Genomic DNA, 15,467 nt, shown 5'->3' on the forward strand with positions numbered 1-15,467 from the left:
AGTTGATCAAGAAATAGGTAAGAAGGGGGAGGGGCGGGGCAACCTTGCGGGGGTGGGCGGGGTCGCAGTCGGCGTCCGGTGTCGGTCATCGTGCCGGGGTTCTTCTGTCCCAGCTGGGGGATGTCATGAGTTCTGTCTCCGTCCGACGTGCGGTGTGCGCGGGAGCGGTCGGTGCGATGGTCGTCGCCGCGCTCGGGAGCGGGGTCGCGTTCGCCGACGGTTCGGATCCGAACGACGGGCTGGAGATCCAGGCGCCCTACGAGCAGGCCGTCGTCGCCGCCCCCGACGGCGGGGGAACGGCCCCGTACCGGTCCATGGCTCTCGGGCTCCAGCACTACAACTCCGACTACACCGTGACCGACGGACGCCTGACCGTCGACGTCACCGGGCTCACCGGGGTCGCCGAGGTGCAGTGGCCCGCCGACTGCGTGCCGGACGACGCCGGTACCGTCGCCGTGTGCGACACCGGTGACGTGCCGGTCCGCTACACCCCGCAGGTGCAGCTGAAACTGCGGGCCGCGCCCGGTGCCGCCGTGGGCGCGCAGGGTGCGATCGAGTACTCGGCGACCGCGACCGGCGGCCCCGACGGCACGCTCTCCGTCCCGGAGTACTCCACGGAGACCTTCGTGACCGTCGGCTCCGGTCCCGACCTCGGCGTGAGCGCCCCGCAGGACGTCTCCGGCATCGCGCCCGGCACCGACCTCACCGTGCCGTTCGACATCACCAACACCGGCAACGAGACCGCCCACGGCTTCAGCGTGAAGCTGTGGGCGACGTACGGCCTCGACGTCGCCACCCGCTACCCCGAGTGCACCTACAGCGAGCCCGACGACACCGGCAGCCAGTACCCGTCCATGACGTACGTGACCTGCTCCTTCGACACCGAGGTCGCGCCCGGCGCCACCGTGGGGCTGCCCGCGCCGCTGCGGCTCGCCGTCACCCGCCACGCACTGGACGAGCGGTTCGACTACGAGGTCGAGCCCGCCGGGGACGTCACCGACCTCGACACCTCCGACAACGGCCGCTCCTGGCACATCACCGCCGACAACACCGCGGACTTCGCCGTGCACGGCACCGAGGTGAGCGGCGCGGCCGGGGACACCGTCGCCGCCGGGTTCCGTTTCGTCAACCGCGGTCCGGCCTGGGTCGCGGACGTGGCCTCCGGGGACCCGGTCCCGGCGATCGACTACTACCTCCCGCCGGGCACCACCGCGACCTCGGTGCCCCGCACCTGCCGTACGGCCGCGCCGGCCGCCGGCGACCCCTCGGTCCCCCACTACGTCTGCACCCTGCCGACCTGGACCAGCCCCGACCTGAAGGTCGACTTCCCGTTCCGGCTGCGCGTCGACCGGGTCGTCCCCGACGCGACCGGCCGGGTCACCGTCCGTCCCTACGACGGCAGTCCGGCCTTCGCCTTCGACCCGAAGGTGAGGAACAACTCCGCGAAGGTCGTCGTCAACCCGTCCGCCTGAGCGCGGAACGGCGGTGAGGGAGCGGACCCGGTCCCCTCACCGCCGTACGCTGCCCATCTCCGCCATGAATCCCGTCGGGTTGTTGTCGAAGCCCCGGATCAGTTCTCCGAAGTGCCAGCAGCCCGCCGCGTCCCGGGTGAACTCCGCGATCGTGGCGGCGGTGGCGTCGGCGACGCCGGCGAAGTCGTCGGTCAGCAGCTTGCGATAGCCCTCGACGACGAGCACCCCGCAGTGGGTGAGGTCGCCGAAGGTCCGGGGGCCGCCGTCCTGGTGGATGGCGACCCCGACGACGACCCGCCCGTAGGCGGACGACAACCGCTCGAACTCCAGTTCCATCTCTTCGACGTATCCGAGGCCGAGGCCGGTCTCGCTGTGCCGGGTCATGGTGATGGTGCCGTCGGGCGAACGGCTCTCCGTGTGCACGACGTACTCCGGGCGCCCATGGAGGTCGCTCGCCGCGTAGGTCGCGGCGACGATGTCGAGGTGCCGGGCCGGTTCCCCGAAGGGGCTCGGATCCCACTTGAGCCGCACCTGGACCCTGCCAAGACCCGCACCGCCGGCATGCATCAAGCCGCTCCCCGTCAGACTCCCCCCGGGACCCTCCCGCTTGCTGAAGTATGTGCTCCGGTCGGCCGGTTGATACCTCCCTGGCGACCATCTCCTGGTCAGATCTCGACCAGGTCACCGTCATCTTGACCAGGTCACCGACATCTCGACCAGGTCACCGTCATCCGTCAGCCGCCCCCGTCGCATGCCACAGCTCCGTCGTCTCCTCGGCCGCGCCCGGGACCACGAGGAGCAAGGGCTGGTTGTGGGAGGGGAGTTCGGGGACCGCCACCGCTCCCGCCTCGCGGGCGACCAGCAGGGCCGGGAGGCCGTCGATCGCGTGGAAGGCGCCGATCGCCGCCGCCGTCGCCCGGCCCGCCGCGACCTGGGCCAGGGAGAGTGCCGTGGAGCCCATCACCCGTGCCGTGCAGTGCCGTTCGGCGAGTCGGGTCAGGAGGGTGTCCAGCCCGGGCCAGTGGGCGTGCGCCGCCCATTCGGTGAGGAAGACGTGGCCGGTGAGGGTGGTGTGGGCGGCCGCGTACGTACGGGTGCCGTTCAGGTACGCCCCGCGCCCCCGGACCGCGGTGAACGTCTCGCCCCGCCAGGGGTCCGCGACCACCCCGAGCAGCGGGCTGCCGTCGGCGGCGGCCAGGCCCAGCGAGAAGGAGCACCAGCCCAGGCCGTGGGCGTAGTTGGTGGTGCCGTCGACCGGGTCGACCACCCAGTGGGGAGCACCGGCCGAGCCCTCCTTCGGGCCGTACTCCTCGCCGACGATCCCGTGATCCGGGAAGGCCCGCCCGAGCACCTCGCGGACCCGGGTCTCCACCGCCTCGTCGGTCGCGGTCACGATGTCCGCGGGGCCGTCCTTCTCCCGCACCTCGGCGCCCGGGTCGCGGGGCCGCCTGATCGCCTCCGACGCCCAGGCCGCGAGCCCGGTCGCGACCTCCAGTGCCCGGTCGAGATCCACGTCAGCCATGCCGGCCACAGTGTCAGCCATGCCGGTCACAGTACGGGCACCGCGCGGGGGACCGGCGACCTCCGGGTGAATCCCCGATGACCCCTGCCCGTCACCCGTCGCCCTCCCCGCGCACCGCCGGCTGCAACGGCAGTGCCGTACTCACCTCGAAGCCCCCCTCCGGCCGCGGTCCCGCCCGCAGTTCGCCCCCGACGGACTGGGCGCGTTCGCGCATCCCGATGACGCCGAACCCCTTCGAGGGCTCGGGGCCGGACGCGATGCGCGCTCCCTCGTCCGTGACCGTGATGAGGAGGCGGCTGCCCGCGTAGGCGAACCGGACGTGCGCGCGCTGCGTCGCCGCGTGCTTGGTGACGTTGGTGAGCGCCTCCTGCACGATCCGGAACGCGGTCAGGTCCACGCCCGGGGAGAGCGGCTGCGGCTCCCCCTCCGTGGTGACGGTCACCGTGATCCCCGCGGAGGCGCACGAGGAGACCAGTTCGGGCAGCCGGGCGAGGCCGGGGGCCGGCTCCAGCGGGGCCGAGCCGTCGTCGCCGTTCTGCCGCAACAGGCCCAGCGTGGCCTTGAGTTCGCGCAGTGCGGAGGAGGTCGTGCCGGTGAGGTCGTGCAGGATCCGCTTGGTCTGCGGGGGGTTGGCCAGCGCGAGGTGCTCGGCGGTGCCGGCCTGGGCGTTGGCCAGGGCCAGGTGGTGGGCCACCACGTCGTGCAACTCCCGGGCGATCCGCATGCGTTCCTCGGTGACCCGCAGCCGCGCCTCCTCCTCCCGGGTGCGCTCGGCGTGCTCGGCGCGCGCCTGGGTGGCCGCGAGGTAGGCGCGCCGCAGCCGGGTCATGGTGCCGGCGGCGAGCGGCAGCATCAGCCAGAAGACCGGGCCGATGGTCCGCAGGAGCAGCGACACATGGTCCATGGAGTCGGAGAGCGCCGCGGCGACCGTGAGCACTCCCGTGGTCGCGAAGCCGTAGGCGCGGACCGTGGCGCCCTCGGTGAGGGTGGCCAGCCAGTACAGCGACGCCATGACGGGACTCAGCAGCAGGGGGGTCAGAAGGTACCCCTGCGTGATCACGACCGCGGCGCAGACGGCGTTGACGACGACGACGGTGCGCGGGTGGGTGCGGTGCCTGAGCAGGGCCAGACAGGACACGCCCATGACGACCACGGCCAGACCGTCGTCGTCGGGTGGGGTGGCACCGGGCAGGGTCAGCGAGGCGCCGAGGGTCGCGCACCCCAGCAGCGTGAGGACGAGCGCCAGGTCGACGAGGAAGGGGTGGCGGTCCGACAGTCCCTCCAGGCGGTCCGCGTAGCGCCGCTCCATGCTCGTGATCATCGTGTTCTCCGGTGCGTGGGCTCGGGTCCCATGGTGAGCGAAGCGGGCCGCCCGTGCCGTACGACACGGGCGGCCCTGGTGGGGGTGGGGTCAGACGCGGACCGCATCCTGGTCGGCGGAGGGGGAGGCGGCGGGGGCAGGGGCGGGGGTGTCGGCGGCCCTGGTGAGGGCCTCGCCCTCGACGTCCAACCGGGGCAGGATCCGGTCCAGCCAGGACGGCAGCCACCAGGCCTTGTCGCCGAGCAGGGCGAGCACGGCCGGGACGATGGCCATCCGGACCACGAACGCGTCGAGCAGGACGGCGGAGGCGAGCCCGAACCCGATCATCTTGATCATGGAGTCGCTCTCGCCCATGAACCCGGCGAACACCGCGATCATGATCAGCGCGGCGGCCGTGACCACCCGGGCGCTGTGCCGGAATCCGGAGGTCACCGCCTGGGCGGGCGTCTCGCCGTGGACGTACGCCTCACGCATCCGGGAGACGAGGAAGACCTCGTAGTCCATGGCGAGGCCGAAGACGATGCCCACCAGGAAGATCGGCATGAGGCTCATGATCGGGCCGGTGGTCTCCACGCCCAGCAAGGAGGCGCCGTGTCCCTCCTGGAAGACCACGACGACCGCGCCGAGGGAGGCCAGGACGGAGAGCAGGAAGCCGAGGGCCGCCTTCAGCGGGACCAGCAGCGAACGGAAGACGACGAGCAGCAGCACGATCGCGAGGCCCACCACCACGATCAGGTACGGCACGAGAGCGGACTGCACCTTGTCGGCGATGTCGATGTTCATCGCGGTGCTGCCGGTGACCTCGAAGGTCGCGCCGGTCCCTGACTCCAGGGCCGGGCGCGCGTCGCGGATGGTGGTGACGAGGTCCTTGGTCCTCTCGCTGGTGGGCGCGGTGGACGGCACCACCGAGAAGACGGCGGTGTCACCGGTTTCGTTGAAGCGGGCCGGGGACACCGACACGACGCCCTCGGTCGCGCCGATCTTCCGGGAGATCGTCGAGACCGCGGCCTTGGCGTCGGCGTCGCCCTTCGCTGTGGCGTCGCCCTTCGCGTCCACGACGACGGTCAGCGGGCCGTTGAAGCCGGGGCCGAAGCCCTCGGCGAGCGCGTCGTAGGCACGGCGCTGGGTGGTGGAGGTGGACTTGGCCTCGTCGCCGGGCATGCCCAGCTGGAGGGAGGTCATCGGCACGGCGAGGGCACCGAGGCCGACCACGCCGAGGATCAGCACCGGCAGCGGGCGGCGCAGCACGAACCTGGCCCACCGGGTGCCGCCGTTGTCCTTGGGCTCCTCCTCGATACGGCCCCTCTTGCGGTCCTTGCGGCGCAGTACCGCGTTCGGCCAGAAGCCGAGGAACGCCGGAACCAGGGTCAGCGCGATGAGGACGCCCACGACGACGGCGCCCGCCGCGGCCAGGCCCATCTTGGTGAGCATCGGGATGCCGACGACGGTGAGCCCGGCGAGGGCGATGACGACGGTGAGCCCGGCGAAGACGACCGCGGAGCCCGCCGTACCGACCGCGAGGGCCGTCGCCTCCCCGGGTTCCCTGCCCTTGGCGCGTTCCTCTCGGTAGCGGGAGACGACGAACAGGGCGTAGTCGATGCCGACGGCCAGGCCCAGCATCATCGCCAGGGTGCCGGTGGTGGTGGACAGGCCGAGGGGGTGGGAGAGGGCGAGGATCGTGGCCATGCTGACGCCGACGCCGGCGATCGCGGTCAGCAGGGGCAAACCGGCGGCGGCGAGGGAGCCGAAGGTGACGAGCAGGACCACGGCGGCGATCGCGATGCCGATCACCTCGGCCGAGCCGCCCGCGCCGGCGCCGTCGCCCATGGCGGTGCCGCCCGCCTCGACGGTCAGCCCGGTGTCCCGAGCGGTGTCGAGGGCCTTGAGCAGCTGGGACTTGCTCGCGTCGGTGAGGTCGTTGGAGGCGACCTTGTACGTGACGGTGGCGTACGCCGTCGTGCCGTCCTTGCTCACCGCCTTCGCCTGGAAGGGGTCGACGGCGGACGCGACCTGCGAGCCGTCGGCCAGGTCGGCGACGGCGCTCTCGACGGCCTTCCGGTGGTCGGCCGCGGTGACCTTCTCGCCCTTCGGCGCGACGAAGACGACCCGGGCGGTCGCGCCGTCCGCGGTGGCGCCCGGGAAGCGCTCCTCCATGAGGTCGAACGCCTTCTGGGACTCGATGCCCGGCATCGAGAAGCCCTCGTCGGCCGCGCCCGGCGCCTTCAGGGCGCCCAGCCCGACGGCGGCCAGGACGGCCGCCCAGACCAGGGCGACGTACCAGCGTCGCCGGAAGGCCAGGCGGCCCACGCGGTAAAGAAATTCAGCCACGGCGAGGGTCTCCACATCTGATGCCGGACAGTCCGTCCAGACTCGCCGGACGAGACCCGCCGTGTCGTCGTGCGCCTGCCGACATCCCTGCTACTCGGTACGCAGTAGGCGGCGGCCGCGGAGTAGGCCCGCAGGACGACCGGCGGACGGCGGGAACCGTCCGGGAACCATGCGGCGGGATTTGCTGTGTGTCCTCTGTGGGGCCACCGATCCGCCGATGGTCCCCACCGGTTCAATGAGGCCTGACCAGCCCAAGGGGGAACAAAGACAGTGAAGTTCAGACGACTCAGACTCACCGGAGCGGCGGTCAGCGCGCTCGCCGTGGCCTGGACCGGGGCCGCGACCTCGGCGTTCGCCACCCCGTCCAGCCCGCCCACCCCGTCCGCACCGACCGTGCCGACCCTCGCCTGGTCCGACTGCCAGGGCGGGTTCGAGTGCGCGAACGCCCAAGTGCCCCTGGACTACCGGGAGCCGCAGGGCAGGACCCTCACCCTCGCCGTGATCCGCAAGAAGGCGACCGGCCCGTCCAAGCGCAAGGGCACGCTGTTCCTCCAGCCGGGCGGCCCGGGCAACTCCGGCGTGGACTTCGTGCGCAACAACTACGACGACCTGCCGACCGCCCTGCGCGAGGACTTCGACGTCTTCGGCTACGACGTCCGTGGCGTGGGCCGCAGCTCCCAGGTGGTGTGCTGGGACGACCCGACCTACACCCGGGCCGTGACCGCCGCCAAGGGCGTCCCGGGCCCCGACGCCTACGAACCGGCGGTGCGACAGGCCGCCGACTTCGACCAGGCCTGCCAGGACAACGCGGGCGACCTGCTGCCGTACGTCGGCACCCAGTACGTCGCCCGGGACATCGACCTGCTGCGCCAGGCCCTCGGCGAGAAGCAACTGACGTACTACGGCCGGTCGTTCGGCTCCTACATCGGTACGGTCTACGCGGCGATGTTCCCGAAGCGGGTGCGGGCGCTCGCGCTCGACGGAGCGTACGACCCCGAGCACTACACGAACCGCCCCTACGCCTACGACCGTCCGCAGTACCTGGCCCTGGACGGGGCGATGGGCCGCTTCCTGGACTGGTGCAAGGCGAACCAGACGACCTGCGGTTTCGGTGACGGCGACCCGCGCGGGGCGTTCGAGAAGCTGAAGGCCGACCTGGACGCCAACCCGGTGCCCACCGCCAACGGCGGCCAGGCCAACGGCTACACCCTCGTCTACCGGCTGATGTTCAACATCAACGAGGGCAAGGTCATCTGGCCGTCCTTCGGGGAGGCCCTGCGCAAGGCGCAGCTGCGCGACAACACGTCGTTCCTGCTGCGGCCGCCGTCCCCGGCGAGCTTCGACTTCCTCAACCCGAACGTCGTGGTCGAGTGCGTCGACAAGAAGTACCCGAGCGACCCGGCCCTGCTGAAGCGCGAGGTCACCACCAACGCCCGGCTGGCCCCGCTGCTGGGCCCGGCCATGGCCTACGGCCCGCCGACCTACGACCACCAGCACGCCACGGCCTGCGTCCAGTGGAAGGGCGAGCACACCAGCCGCTACGCCGGCACCTTCCACGCCAAGGGCTCCGCGCCGATCCTGGTCATCGGCAACACCGGTGACCCGGACACCCCGTACCAGGACGCGGTGGCCCTCTCCCGTGAGCTCGACAACGGCCGCCTCCTCACCTTCGAGGCGGAGGGCCACACGGCGTTCAACCGCAGCGTCTGCGCGACGGACCGGATCACGGACTACCTCGTGAACCTGAAGGTCCCGTCCCGCGGCACGAGGTGCACGGACGAAACCCAGCCGCCGTCCTCGGAGCCCACGGTGGCCCCGCCGGGCACGACGCTGAAGGAACTCCGCGAGGGAGTGAACGAGCGGGTGGACCGGATCGGTTCGCTGCGCTGACGAGACGAGGGCCCGGGTCCCGGCGGGGACCCGGGCCCTCGTACGTCGTCACGACCGTCTCCAAAGGGACGGCAAGGAAGAGGAAATCGCTGTCTGAATTCCGTGGACGTTTCGTGGATACCAGCCGGTAGACCGCCCACGCCACCCATTGCGGCCATACCGGACTGGTACCTTCCGCGTCACCGGCCTGGGGGAACGCACGGCCGGTATCGACCTTCACAAATGAATCCAGGCGGAATTCCTTGCGCACCATTCGTGAATATCCAGGAGGCAGGCACCGCTGGGTGCCGAAGAACCGGCGCGGGCGAATACTCGCGGCTTCCGGTATGTCCGTGGCGGCACTGGCCCTCGTCGCCCCTCTCGCGTCCGCGGCCCTGACCAACCCCTCCGACCCGGCGCCGGCCCCGACGGACCGCGTCACCGACACCTCGCAACTCCCCTCCGGCTGGCAGAAGTCCGGCGACCGGATCGTCACCTACGACGGTGACGCCACCGGACTGCACGTCCTGGTCGCCGACGCGGCGGACGCCTACCGGTGGCACACCGCGGCCACCCTGTCCGAGCCGGGCGTCGAGACCGACCGGTGGATCGGCCAGACCTGTGTGACCGGCTCCGGGGACCGTGCCGTCGTGGTCTACGCGCCCCGGCAGGCCGTCAACGACCAACAGGGCTTCCAGCAGGGCGCGTTCGCCGCCGTGGTCGACCTCGCGGACGGCCGTGTGACCAAGCTGCCCGAGCTGGTCTCCCTCGCCTACTTCAACCCCGGCTGCGGCGACGGCGAACAGGCCGTCCTGACCCGGCCGCAGGGCGACGACACCGAGCTGCTCACCGTCGACACCGCCCGGGCGAAACTGGTGCGGCAGCAGACCGTCGCCGGTCAGCTCACCTCCGCCGTGCCCTTCGGGAACGAGATCGCGGCCGCCCAGGGCGACGCCGTGGTCTCGGTGGACGCCAAGGGCGACACCAGCACCCTCGCCAAGACGGGTGGTACGCCGTTCCGGCTGGTGCCGGACGCGCACCACGGACTCGCCTACCAGGTGCCCGACGGCAAGCAGGTGCAGGTGCGCCGGGTCACCTCCGCGGGCTCCGACCAGCTCCTCGGCTCCGGCGCGCTGGGCTCCCTCGCGGTGCACGGCAACGGCGGCCGCGTCTTCGTGACCGGCCGGGACGCCGAGGAAGCCGTCAAGCACTCGGCGCTGCCGAAGAGTTGGCGGACGCTGGACGTGCCGGCCTCCGCCGAGGTCTCCACCACCGGCTCGCTCGCGCTGACCTCCGTCGGCAACGGCACCGAGGCGGCGGGCGGCCGGAAGACGGCCGTGGACGTCGCGCGGCCGGTCGGCATCGACGCGGTGCTGCCCGGCAGCGACAGCAGCGTCGGGTTCAAGGTCGTGCCCAGGGCGGCGGCCCAGGGCGCGGAGCAGTCCCCGGCCCTGTCCGACGGGGTGCACACCGACAGCGTCCACACGAAGAGCACCGCCGACACCGACCCGGCGACCTCCACCACCGACCCCGACCGCGCCTGCGCCGTCACCCGCAACGACCCGAAGCTCCAGTCGCTCCAGCCCTCGACCGCGCAGGCCGAGTGGGCGACGGACCTCGCCGTGCAGGGCAAGCTCGACGTGCGCCGGCGCAGCGGCTGGAACGGCAGCGAGCTCCCGTCGTACACCCCGCAGGGCCTGTTCCCCTCGACCCCGCTCAAGGGCGGCGGCCGGGTCCCCGCGCAGGTCATGCTCGGGGTGCTGTCCCAGGAGTCCAACCTGCTCCAGGCGAGCTCCCGGGCGGCCGCCGGCGAGAGCAGCAACTTCATCCAGGGCGGCTACTACGGCAACGCCGGCAGCGTCCACACCGTCAACTGGGCGGCCGCCGACTGCGGTTACGGCATCGCCCAGGTGACCAGTGGCATGGCCAAGTCGGACACCACCTTCACCGCCGAGCAGCAGCAGGCGCTCACCGTGGACTACGCGGCCAACATCGCCGCGGGGCTCCAGATCCTCCAGGACAAGTGGAACCAGCTCTACGACAGGGGCCTGCTCGTCAACGGCGGCGACCCGAAGTACCTGGAGAACTGGTGGCTCGCGCTGTGGGCCTACAACAGCGGCCTCAACCTGCCCAGTTCGACGGACGCGAGCGCCCCGTGGGGCCTCGGCTGGTTCAACAACCCGGCCAACGGCCTCTACCCGGCCGACCGCACGATGTTCCTGTCCTCCGGCTACGACGACGCCCGCACCCCCAACCTGTGGACGTACCCGGAGCGGGTGCTCGGCTGGGCCGCCTACTCCCAGCAGAAGACGGACCCGGCGACCGGGGCGACCGTCAGGGCCTTCACCGTCGGCGACTGGCCCGCCTCCGGCGCGCCGGCCGCCGAGCCCGCGCACGACACGTTCTGCAAGCCCACGGTCAACGACTGCGACATCACCAAGCCCCGCAAGGTCGCGGGCTCCAGCCAGCCCGAAGGGCCTTGCCAGCGGGACGACTTCAAGTGCTGGTGGCACCAGCCGGTGAGCTGGACCGACTGCACGGCGACCTGCGGCACCGAGGTGCTGAAGTACGCGGTGGGCGACCCCGAGCCGAAGGTCGCCGCCCCGCACCCGGCGGCCTGCACGTCCACGCTCCCGGCGGACGCCCTCATCGTGGACGACGTGCCGAACACGGTGAAGTTCCGGGTCGGCTCCGCCAACCCCTGTGCGGGCAAGCGGAACTGGACCAGCAGGGGCACGCTGACGTTCACCTTCGGGTCGGCGCAGCAGAACGGGGCGACCGTCCATCCCTCGAAGATCGACTTCCATCAGCTGGGGGCCGGGTTCGGTGGGCACTTCTGGCTGACCCACACGCGGGTGCCGTCGTACACCGACTCGGTGGTCACGGGTACCTGGACGCCGGACCGGAAGGTGGTCGGGGCGGCGGAGGTCATGGTGCATCTGCCGGACCACGAGGCGAACACGCCGTCGGCGACGTACCGGATCGATCTCGGGGACGGGATGGTCGTCGAGAAGACGATCTCGCAGGACACGGGTGGGAAGAACGCGTGGGTGCCGCTGGGGTCGTACGAGTTCAAGGGGACGCCGAGTGTGTCGCTGAGCTCGGCCACGGCTGACGGGACGGGGGATGCGTCGATCGCCTGGGATGCGTTGGCTTTCGTACCGGTGAAGCGGTAGGGGGGTGCCGCGACAGGTCTGTATCCCGGCCACAGCGCCGTCGTGGCTTGTCGCGCAGTTCCCCGCGCCCCTGAAGGCGCTTGCAGCGCCCGTCGTCAGTCCGCCCGGCCGACGGCGGGCGCTCCCGCGCGTGCCGCCTCCACGAACGCCGTGATCAGGGCCGGGTCCTTGACGCCCCGGCTCGCCTCCACTCCGCTGGAGACGTCGACGCCCCAGGGGCGGGTGACGTCCACGGCCTCGCGGACGTTCTCCGGGGTCAGGCCGCCGGCCAGCAGCCACTTCTCGCCCGCGGCCGCGATCTGCTTGCGCGACCAGTCCCAGGCGATGCCCGAGCCCGGCACCGGGGCGTCCAGGAGCAGCATGTCCTCGCCGAACTCCCCGCAGCGCGGGACGGAGTCGCCGAAGGCGGCGGCGCGGATCAGGGTCCAGCCGCCGGTGGCCAGGGAGGCGTAGTAGTCACGGTCCTCGGGGCCGTGCAGCTGGACGGCCCCGATGCCGGACTCGGTGGCGACGGAGCGTACGTACTCCAGGGGCTCACGGCGGAACACTCCCACCGTCAGGACGTTCTCCGGGACCCTGGTGGAAAGCCGGGCGGCCGTCGCGGGGTCGATGCGGCGCGGGCTGTCGGAGAACACGAACCCGATGGCGTCGGCGCCGGCCTCGACGGCCGTGTCGACGTCCTGCTCGGTGCTCAGGCCGCAGATCTTCACGAAGAGCGTCATGCCGCCCACCGTATCCAATTCCTATGTGTGAACAACGATCACATACACAGCCGTTGACGCGACCATGGCAAGCGCTTACCGTCCCAGGAACATCCGCAGAACGTCCGCGGAACTCGTGCCCCCGTCACCACACACCATGGAGACGAACGATGCGCCTGAGACCCCTCATCCCCTCCGTCGGCCTCCTCGCCGGCACGCTCGTCGCACTGTCCGGCACCACCACCGCGCAAGCCGCCACCACCCGGTACGAGGCCGAATCCGCCCCCGCCATCTGCACCGGAGCTGTCGAGACCGAGTACGCCGGCTACTCCGGCAGCGGATTCTGCAACGGCACCAACGCCATCGGCGCCTACGCCCAGTTCACCGTGTCCGCACCCGCAACGGGCACGGCGACCCTGAGCGTCCGCTTCGCCAACGGCACCACCACCGCCCGAACAGCGGACATCATCGTGAACGGCTCGACGGTCTCCTCGGCCTCCTTCCAGTCCACCGGCACCTGGACCGGCTGGACCACCAAGACGCTCACCGTCCCGGTGACCGCGGGCGGCAACACGGTCCGGCTCAACCCGACGACCGCGAACGGCCTGCCCAACGTCGACCACCTGGACGCCGAGACCTCCGGCACCACGACCCCGCCGTCGAGCAGCGCCCTGTACGTGTCACCGACCGGCACCGACGGCGCGGCCGGCACCGTGACCGCGCCCACCACGCTCACCTCGGCCATCAGCCGCGTCTCCGCCGGCGGGACCATCTACCTGCGGGGAGGGACGTACGCCTACTCCTCGACGGTGACCGTCCCGGCCGGCAGGAACGGCACCGCGGCAGCCCGCACCACGCTCTCCGCCTACCCGGGTGAGACGCCGGTGCTCAACTTCGCTGCGCAGAGCGAGAGTCCCGCCAACCGGGGCATCCAGCTCAACGCCGACTACTGGAAGCTCTACGGACTGGTCGTCGAGCGGGCCGGGGACAACGGCATCTACGTCGGCGGCAGCAACAACGTCGTCGAGCGCACCGTGACCCGCTTCAACCGGGACACCGGGCTCCAGCTCGGCCGGATCGCCTCCACCACCCCGGCGAGCCAGTGGCCCTCGAACAACCTGATCCTGAGCGCCGAGTCGCACGACAACGCCGACTCCGACGGCGAGGACGCGGACGGCTTCGCCGCGAAGCTGACCACGGGCACCGGCAACGTCTTCCGGTACGCCGTCTCGCACCACAACATCGACGACGGCTGGGACCTCTACACCAAGACCGACACCGGCCCGATCGGCCCGGTGACCATCGAGTACTCCCTGTCCTACGGCAACGGCACCCTCAGCGACGGCTCCCAGGCCGGAAACGGCGACCGCAACGGGTACAAGCTCGGCGGCGACGACATCGCGGTGAACCACGTCGTCCAGCACTCGCTCGCCTACGGCAACGGCCACCACGGGTTCACCTACAACAGCAACCCCGGCTCGATGACGATCACGAGCAACGTCTCCGTCTCCAACACCGAGCGCAACTTCAACTTCGAGAAGGGCACCTCGGTCTTCCGCTCCAACACCTCGTGCACCAGCGGGGGCAACGACCGGTACGCCGGTGACGCCGACAGCTCCAACCAGTTCTGGTCCGGCACGAACGGGTCCCGCTGCGCCGCGTACTCCGGTGCCCTGGGCTGGTCGTTCGCCTCGGACGGCAGCCTGGTGGTGACCTTCGGGGGCAAGCAGGTCACGCTGTAGCGCACGGAAAGGGACCCCGGCGCAAAGGCCGGAGTCCCTTTCGTCGCCCCTAGTGGGTGCGGCCTGGTTGGTGTGCCTCTCCAGTACGCAATGATCCCGCAAAGATCATTGACGGCAGGCCGAGGTCGTTGTGCCATCAAGGCGATGAGGAGGAGATGTTGAACACCACTATTCGCCAGGGCGCCGTTCTAGCCGCCACAGCCGGCGTCCTCGGCGTGCTCGCCGCCCAAGGTGCCGCGGCTGCCGCCACGCCGAAGAACGCCGCCCTCGGGTACACCTGCCGGTACGGAGCTGTGTCGGTCTCGGACGCTGCCGGATCGGTCGTACCCACCGCACAGAAGCCCGACGTTGCGCTCCACGCCAAACTCCGGCTCCACAACACCGAGAACACAACACTGACCAAGGCCTCGTACGTCTTCGCCATCGGCAACCTCATGAAGAACCGGGGCCCCGCGCCCCACGTTCGCTGGCGCGTCGGCAAGGGCTCCTGGCACTCAATGGCGCTGCACTGGAACAGCAGGACCAACGGCTCGCTGCCCCTGTGGAACTCACAGCCCCTGGCCGTGGGCACGATCCCCTCACGCGGCACTGTCACCACGGAAATCTCCGTGACTTTCCCCAAGAGGTCCATCAAGGCCGTCAACTACGACTTCCTGGACGTGCACAGCGGTGGATGCGGCAAGACCCGCCTGGACTGGTACACCGGCAACGGCTTCTCCTACTGGCCGTGGCATGGGACAGAAGGCAAGCCGGCCTGAGCTTCAGGCCAGGACTGCGGAGGGCATAGGCAGGGTGGCCAGCTGCGACACCGGCGGCAAGGCGTCCGCCCCCGGGATCGTCCAGCGCGCACCGGTCGCGCTCCCCACCCCGGCCTGCGGCCCGCCAGCGGCGCGGGCCAGTCGCTCGCGGATCCCACTCCGCGAGCGACAAGCACGCCCGGTTCTCCCGAGCCACGTGCAGGATCACCGCCGCTGACCGAAGCCAGGAGCATGAGGGACGTCAGCTTGCTGGTCTAGCCGAGCTTGGGCGCGGCCTGCTGGACGACCTCGAAGCTCCACAGGGTGGCGCCGGACGCGGCCGGCCTGGGGCGCTCGCCCTCACCGCCGCTCCCGTGCGCGGCCTGCGCCATGCCGGACATCCACTTCTGGAACGACTCCTCGTCCCTCCAGCGCGTGTAGACGAGGTAGGTGTCGGTGCCCTCGACCGGCCGCAGCAGCTCGAACCACTCGAACCCGTCCGAGTTCTCCACGCTGCCCGCCCGGGCGGCGAACCGCTTCTCCAGCGTCTCGCGCTGCTCCTCGGGGACCGTGAGTACGTTGATCTTGACGATGCTCAT

Annotated in this window: 11 protein-coding genes; 5 read left to right on the forward strand and 6 right to left on the reverse strand. The window is 71.2% G+C overall.

Annotation, left to right across the window (positions count from 1 at the left end; all coding sequences use genetic code 11):
* Nucleotides 1-125: 125 nt before the first annotated feature.
* Complete coding sequence (locus tag IF54_RS0118445) at nt 126-1,472, forward strand: hypothetical protein (protein WP_030319934.1); 1,347 nt, start codon at nt 126-128, stop codon at nt 1,470-1,472.
* A 36-nt stretch (nt 1,473-1,508) separates the two neighbouring features.
* Here the strand turns inward: IF54_RS0118445 and IF54_RS0118450 are convergent, their stop codons facing one another.
* From IF54_RS0118450 to IF54_RS0118465, 4 genes are all read right to left on the reverse strand, one after another.
* Nucleotides 1,509-2,039: a TerD family protein gene (locus tag IF54_RS0118450; RefSeq protein WP_030319936.1), complete on the reverse strand. Its 531-nt coding sequence runs from the start codon at nt 2,037-2,039 to the stop codon at nt 1,509-1,511.
* 160 nt (nt 2,040-2,199) lie between these two features.
* A complete protein-coding gene (locus IF54_RS0118455) occupies nt 2,200-3,015 on the reverse strand; it encodes an inositol monophosphatase family protein (RefSeq protein ID WP_234439007.1) in 816 nt (271 codons plus the stop codon).
* 70 nt (nt 3,016-3,085) lie between these two features.
* Nucleotides 3,086-4,315, reverse strand: coding sequence for a sensor histidine kinase (locus IF54_RS0118460; protein ID WP_030319943.1), 1,230 nt, complete (start codon nt 4,313-4,315; stop codon nt 3,086-3,088).
* A 90-nt stretch (nt 4,316-4,405) separates the two neighbouring features.
* Complete coding sequence (locus IF54_RS0118465; protein WP_037820226.1) at nt 4,406-6,643, reverse strand: MMPL family transporter; 2,238 nt, start codon at nt 6,641-6,643, stop codon at nt 4,406-4,408.
* Between the two features lie 270 nt (nt 6,644-6,913).
* Here IF54_RS0118465 and IF54_RS0118470 point away from each other — a divergent pair, with 270 nt between their 5' ends.
* A complete protein-coding gene (locus tag IF54_RS0118470) occupies nt 6,914-8,533 on the forward strand; it encodes an alpha/beta hydrolase (protein ID WP_030319949.1) in 1,620 nt (539 codons plus the stop codon).
* Nucleotides 8,534-8,859: 326 nt separating this feature from the next.
* A complete protein-coding gene (locus IF54_RS0118475; RefSeq protein ID WP_037820182.1) occupies nt 8,860-11,688 on the forward strand; it encodes a transglycosylase SLT domain-containing protein in 2,829 nt (942 codons plus the stop codon).
* 95 nt (nt 11,689-11,783) lie between these two features.
* Here IF54_RS0118475 and IF54_RS0118480 read toward each other — a convergent pair whose 3' ends face one another.
* On the reverse strand, nt 11,784-12,410 hold the full coding sequence (locus tag IF54_RS0118480) for a phosphoribosylanthranilate isomerase (RefSeq protein WP_030319954.1): 627 nt from the start codon (nt 12,408-12,410) through the stop codon (nt 11,784-11,786).
* Between the two features lie 149 nt (nt 12,411-12,559).
* Between IF54_RS0118480 and IF54_RS0118485 the strand changes: the two genes are divergently transcribed.
* Together IF54_RS0118485 and IF54_RS0118490 are read left to right on the forward strand one after the other, a co-directional pair.
* Nucleotides 12,560-14,131, forward strand: a complete 1,572-nt coding sequence (locus tag IF54_RS0118485; protein ID WP_030319956.1) for a carbohydrate-binding protein — start codon at nt 12,560-12,562, stop codon at nt 14,129-14,131.
* Nucleotides 14,132-14,286: 155 nt separating this feature from the next.
* Nucleotides 14,287-14,889: a hypothetical protein gene (locus IF54_RS0118490; protein ID WP_159002150.1), complete on the forward strand. Its 603-nt coding sequence runs from the start codon at nt 14,287-14,289 to the stop codon at nt 14,887-14,889.
* A 254-nt stretch (nt 14,890-15,143) separates the two neighbouring features.
* Here the strand turns inward: IF54_RS0118490 and IF54_RS0118495 are convergent, their stop codons facing one another.
* Nucleotides 15,144-15,467, reverse strand: a complete 324-nt coding sequence (locus IF54_RS0118495) for an antibiotic biosynthesis monooxygenase family protein (protein ID WP_030319958.1) — start codon at nt 15,465-15,467, stop codon at nt 15,144-15,146.

Origin of the sequence: Streptomyces sp. NRRL B-3229 (genome assembly GCF_000719505.1) — a bacterium.
GTDB classification, from domain to species: Bacteria; Actinomycetota; Actinomycetes; order Streptomycetales; family Streptomycetaceae; genus Streptomyces; species Streptomyces griseorubiginosus.

Excerpts from the sequence above, each read along its gene's own strand:
- IF54_RS0118485 (WP_030319956.1), top strand. The coding sequence starts at position 12,560 with ATGCGCCTGAGACCCCTCATCCCCTCCGTCGGCCTCCTCGCCGGCACG.
- IF54_RS0118480 (WP_030319954.1), bottom strand. The coding sequence starts at position 12,410 with ATGACGCTCTTCGTGAAGATCTGCGGCCTGAGCACCGAGCAGGACGTC.
- IF54_RS0118475 (WP_037820182.1), top strand. The coding sequence starts at position 8,860 with ATGTCCGTGGCGGCACTGGCCCTCGTCGCCCCTCTCGCGTCCGCGGCC.
- IF54_RS0118460 (WP_030319943.1), bottom strand. The coding sequence starts at position 4,315 with ATGATCACGAGCATGGAGCGGCGCTACGCGGACCGCCTGGAGGGACTG.
- IF54_RS0118495 (WP_030319958.1), bottom strand. The coding sequence starts at position 15,467 with ATGAGCATCGTCAAGATCAACGTACTCACGGTCCCCGAGGAGCAGCGC.
- IF54_RS0118455 (WP_234439007.1), bottom strand. The coding sequence starts at position 3,015 with ATGGCTGACACTGTGGCCGGCATGGCTGACGTGGATCTCGACCGGGCA.
- IF54_RS0118445 (WP_030319934.1), top strand. The coding sequence starts at position 126 with ATGAGTTCTGTCTCCGTCCGACGTGCGGTGTGCGCGGGAGCGGTCGGT.
- IF54_RS0118450 (WP_030319936.1), bottom strand. The coding sequence starts at position 2,039 with ATGCATGCCGGCGGTGCGGGTCTTGGCAGGGTCCAGGTGCGGCTCAAG.
- IF54_RS0118490 (WP_159002150.1), top strand. The coding sequence starts at position 14,287 with ATGTTGAACACCACTATTCGCCAGGGCGCCGTTCTAGCCGCCACAGCC.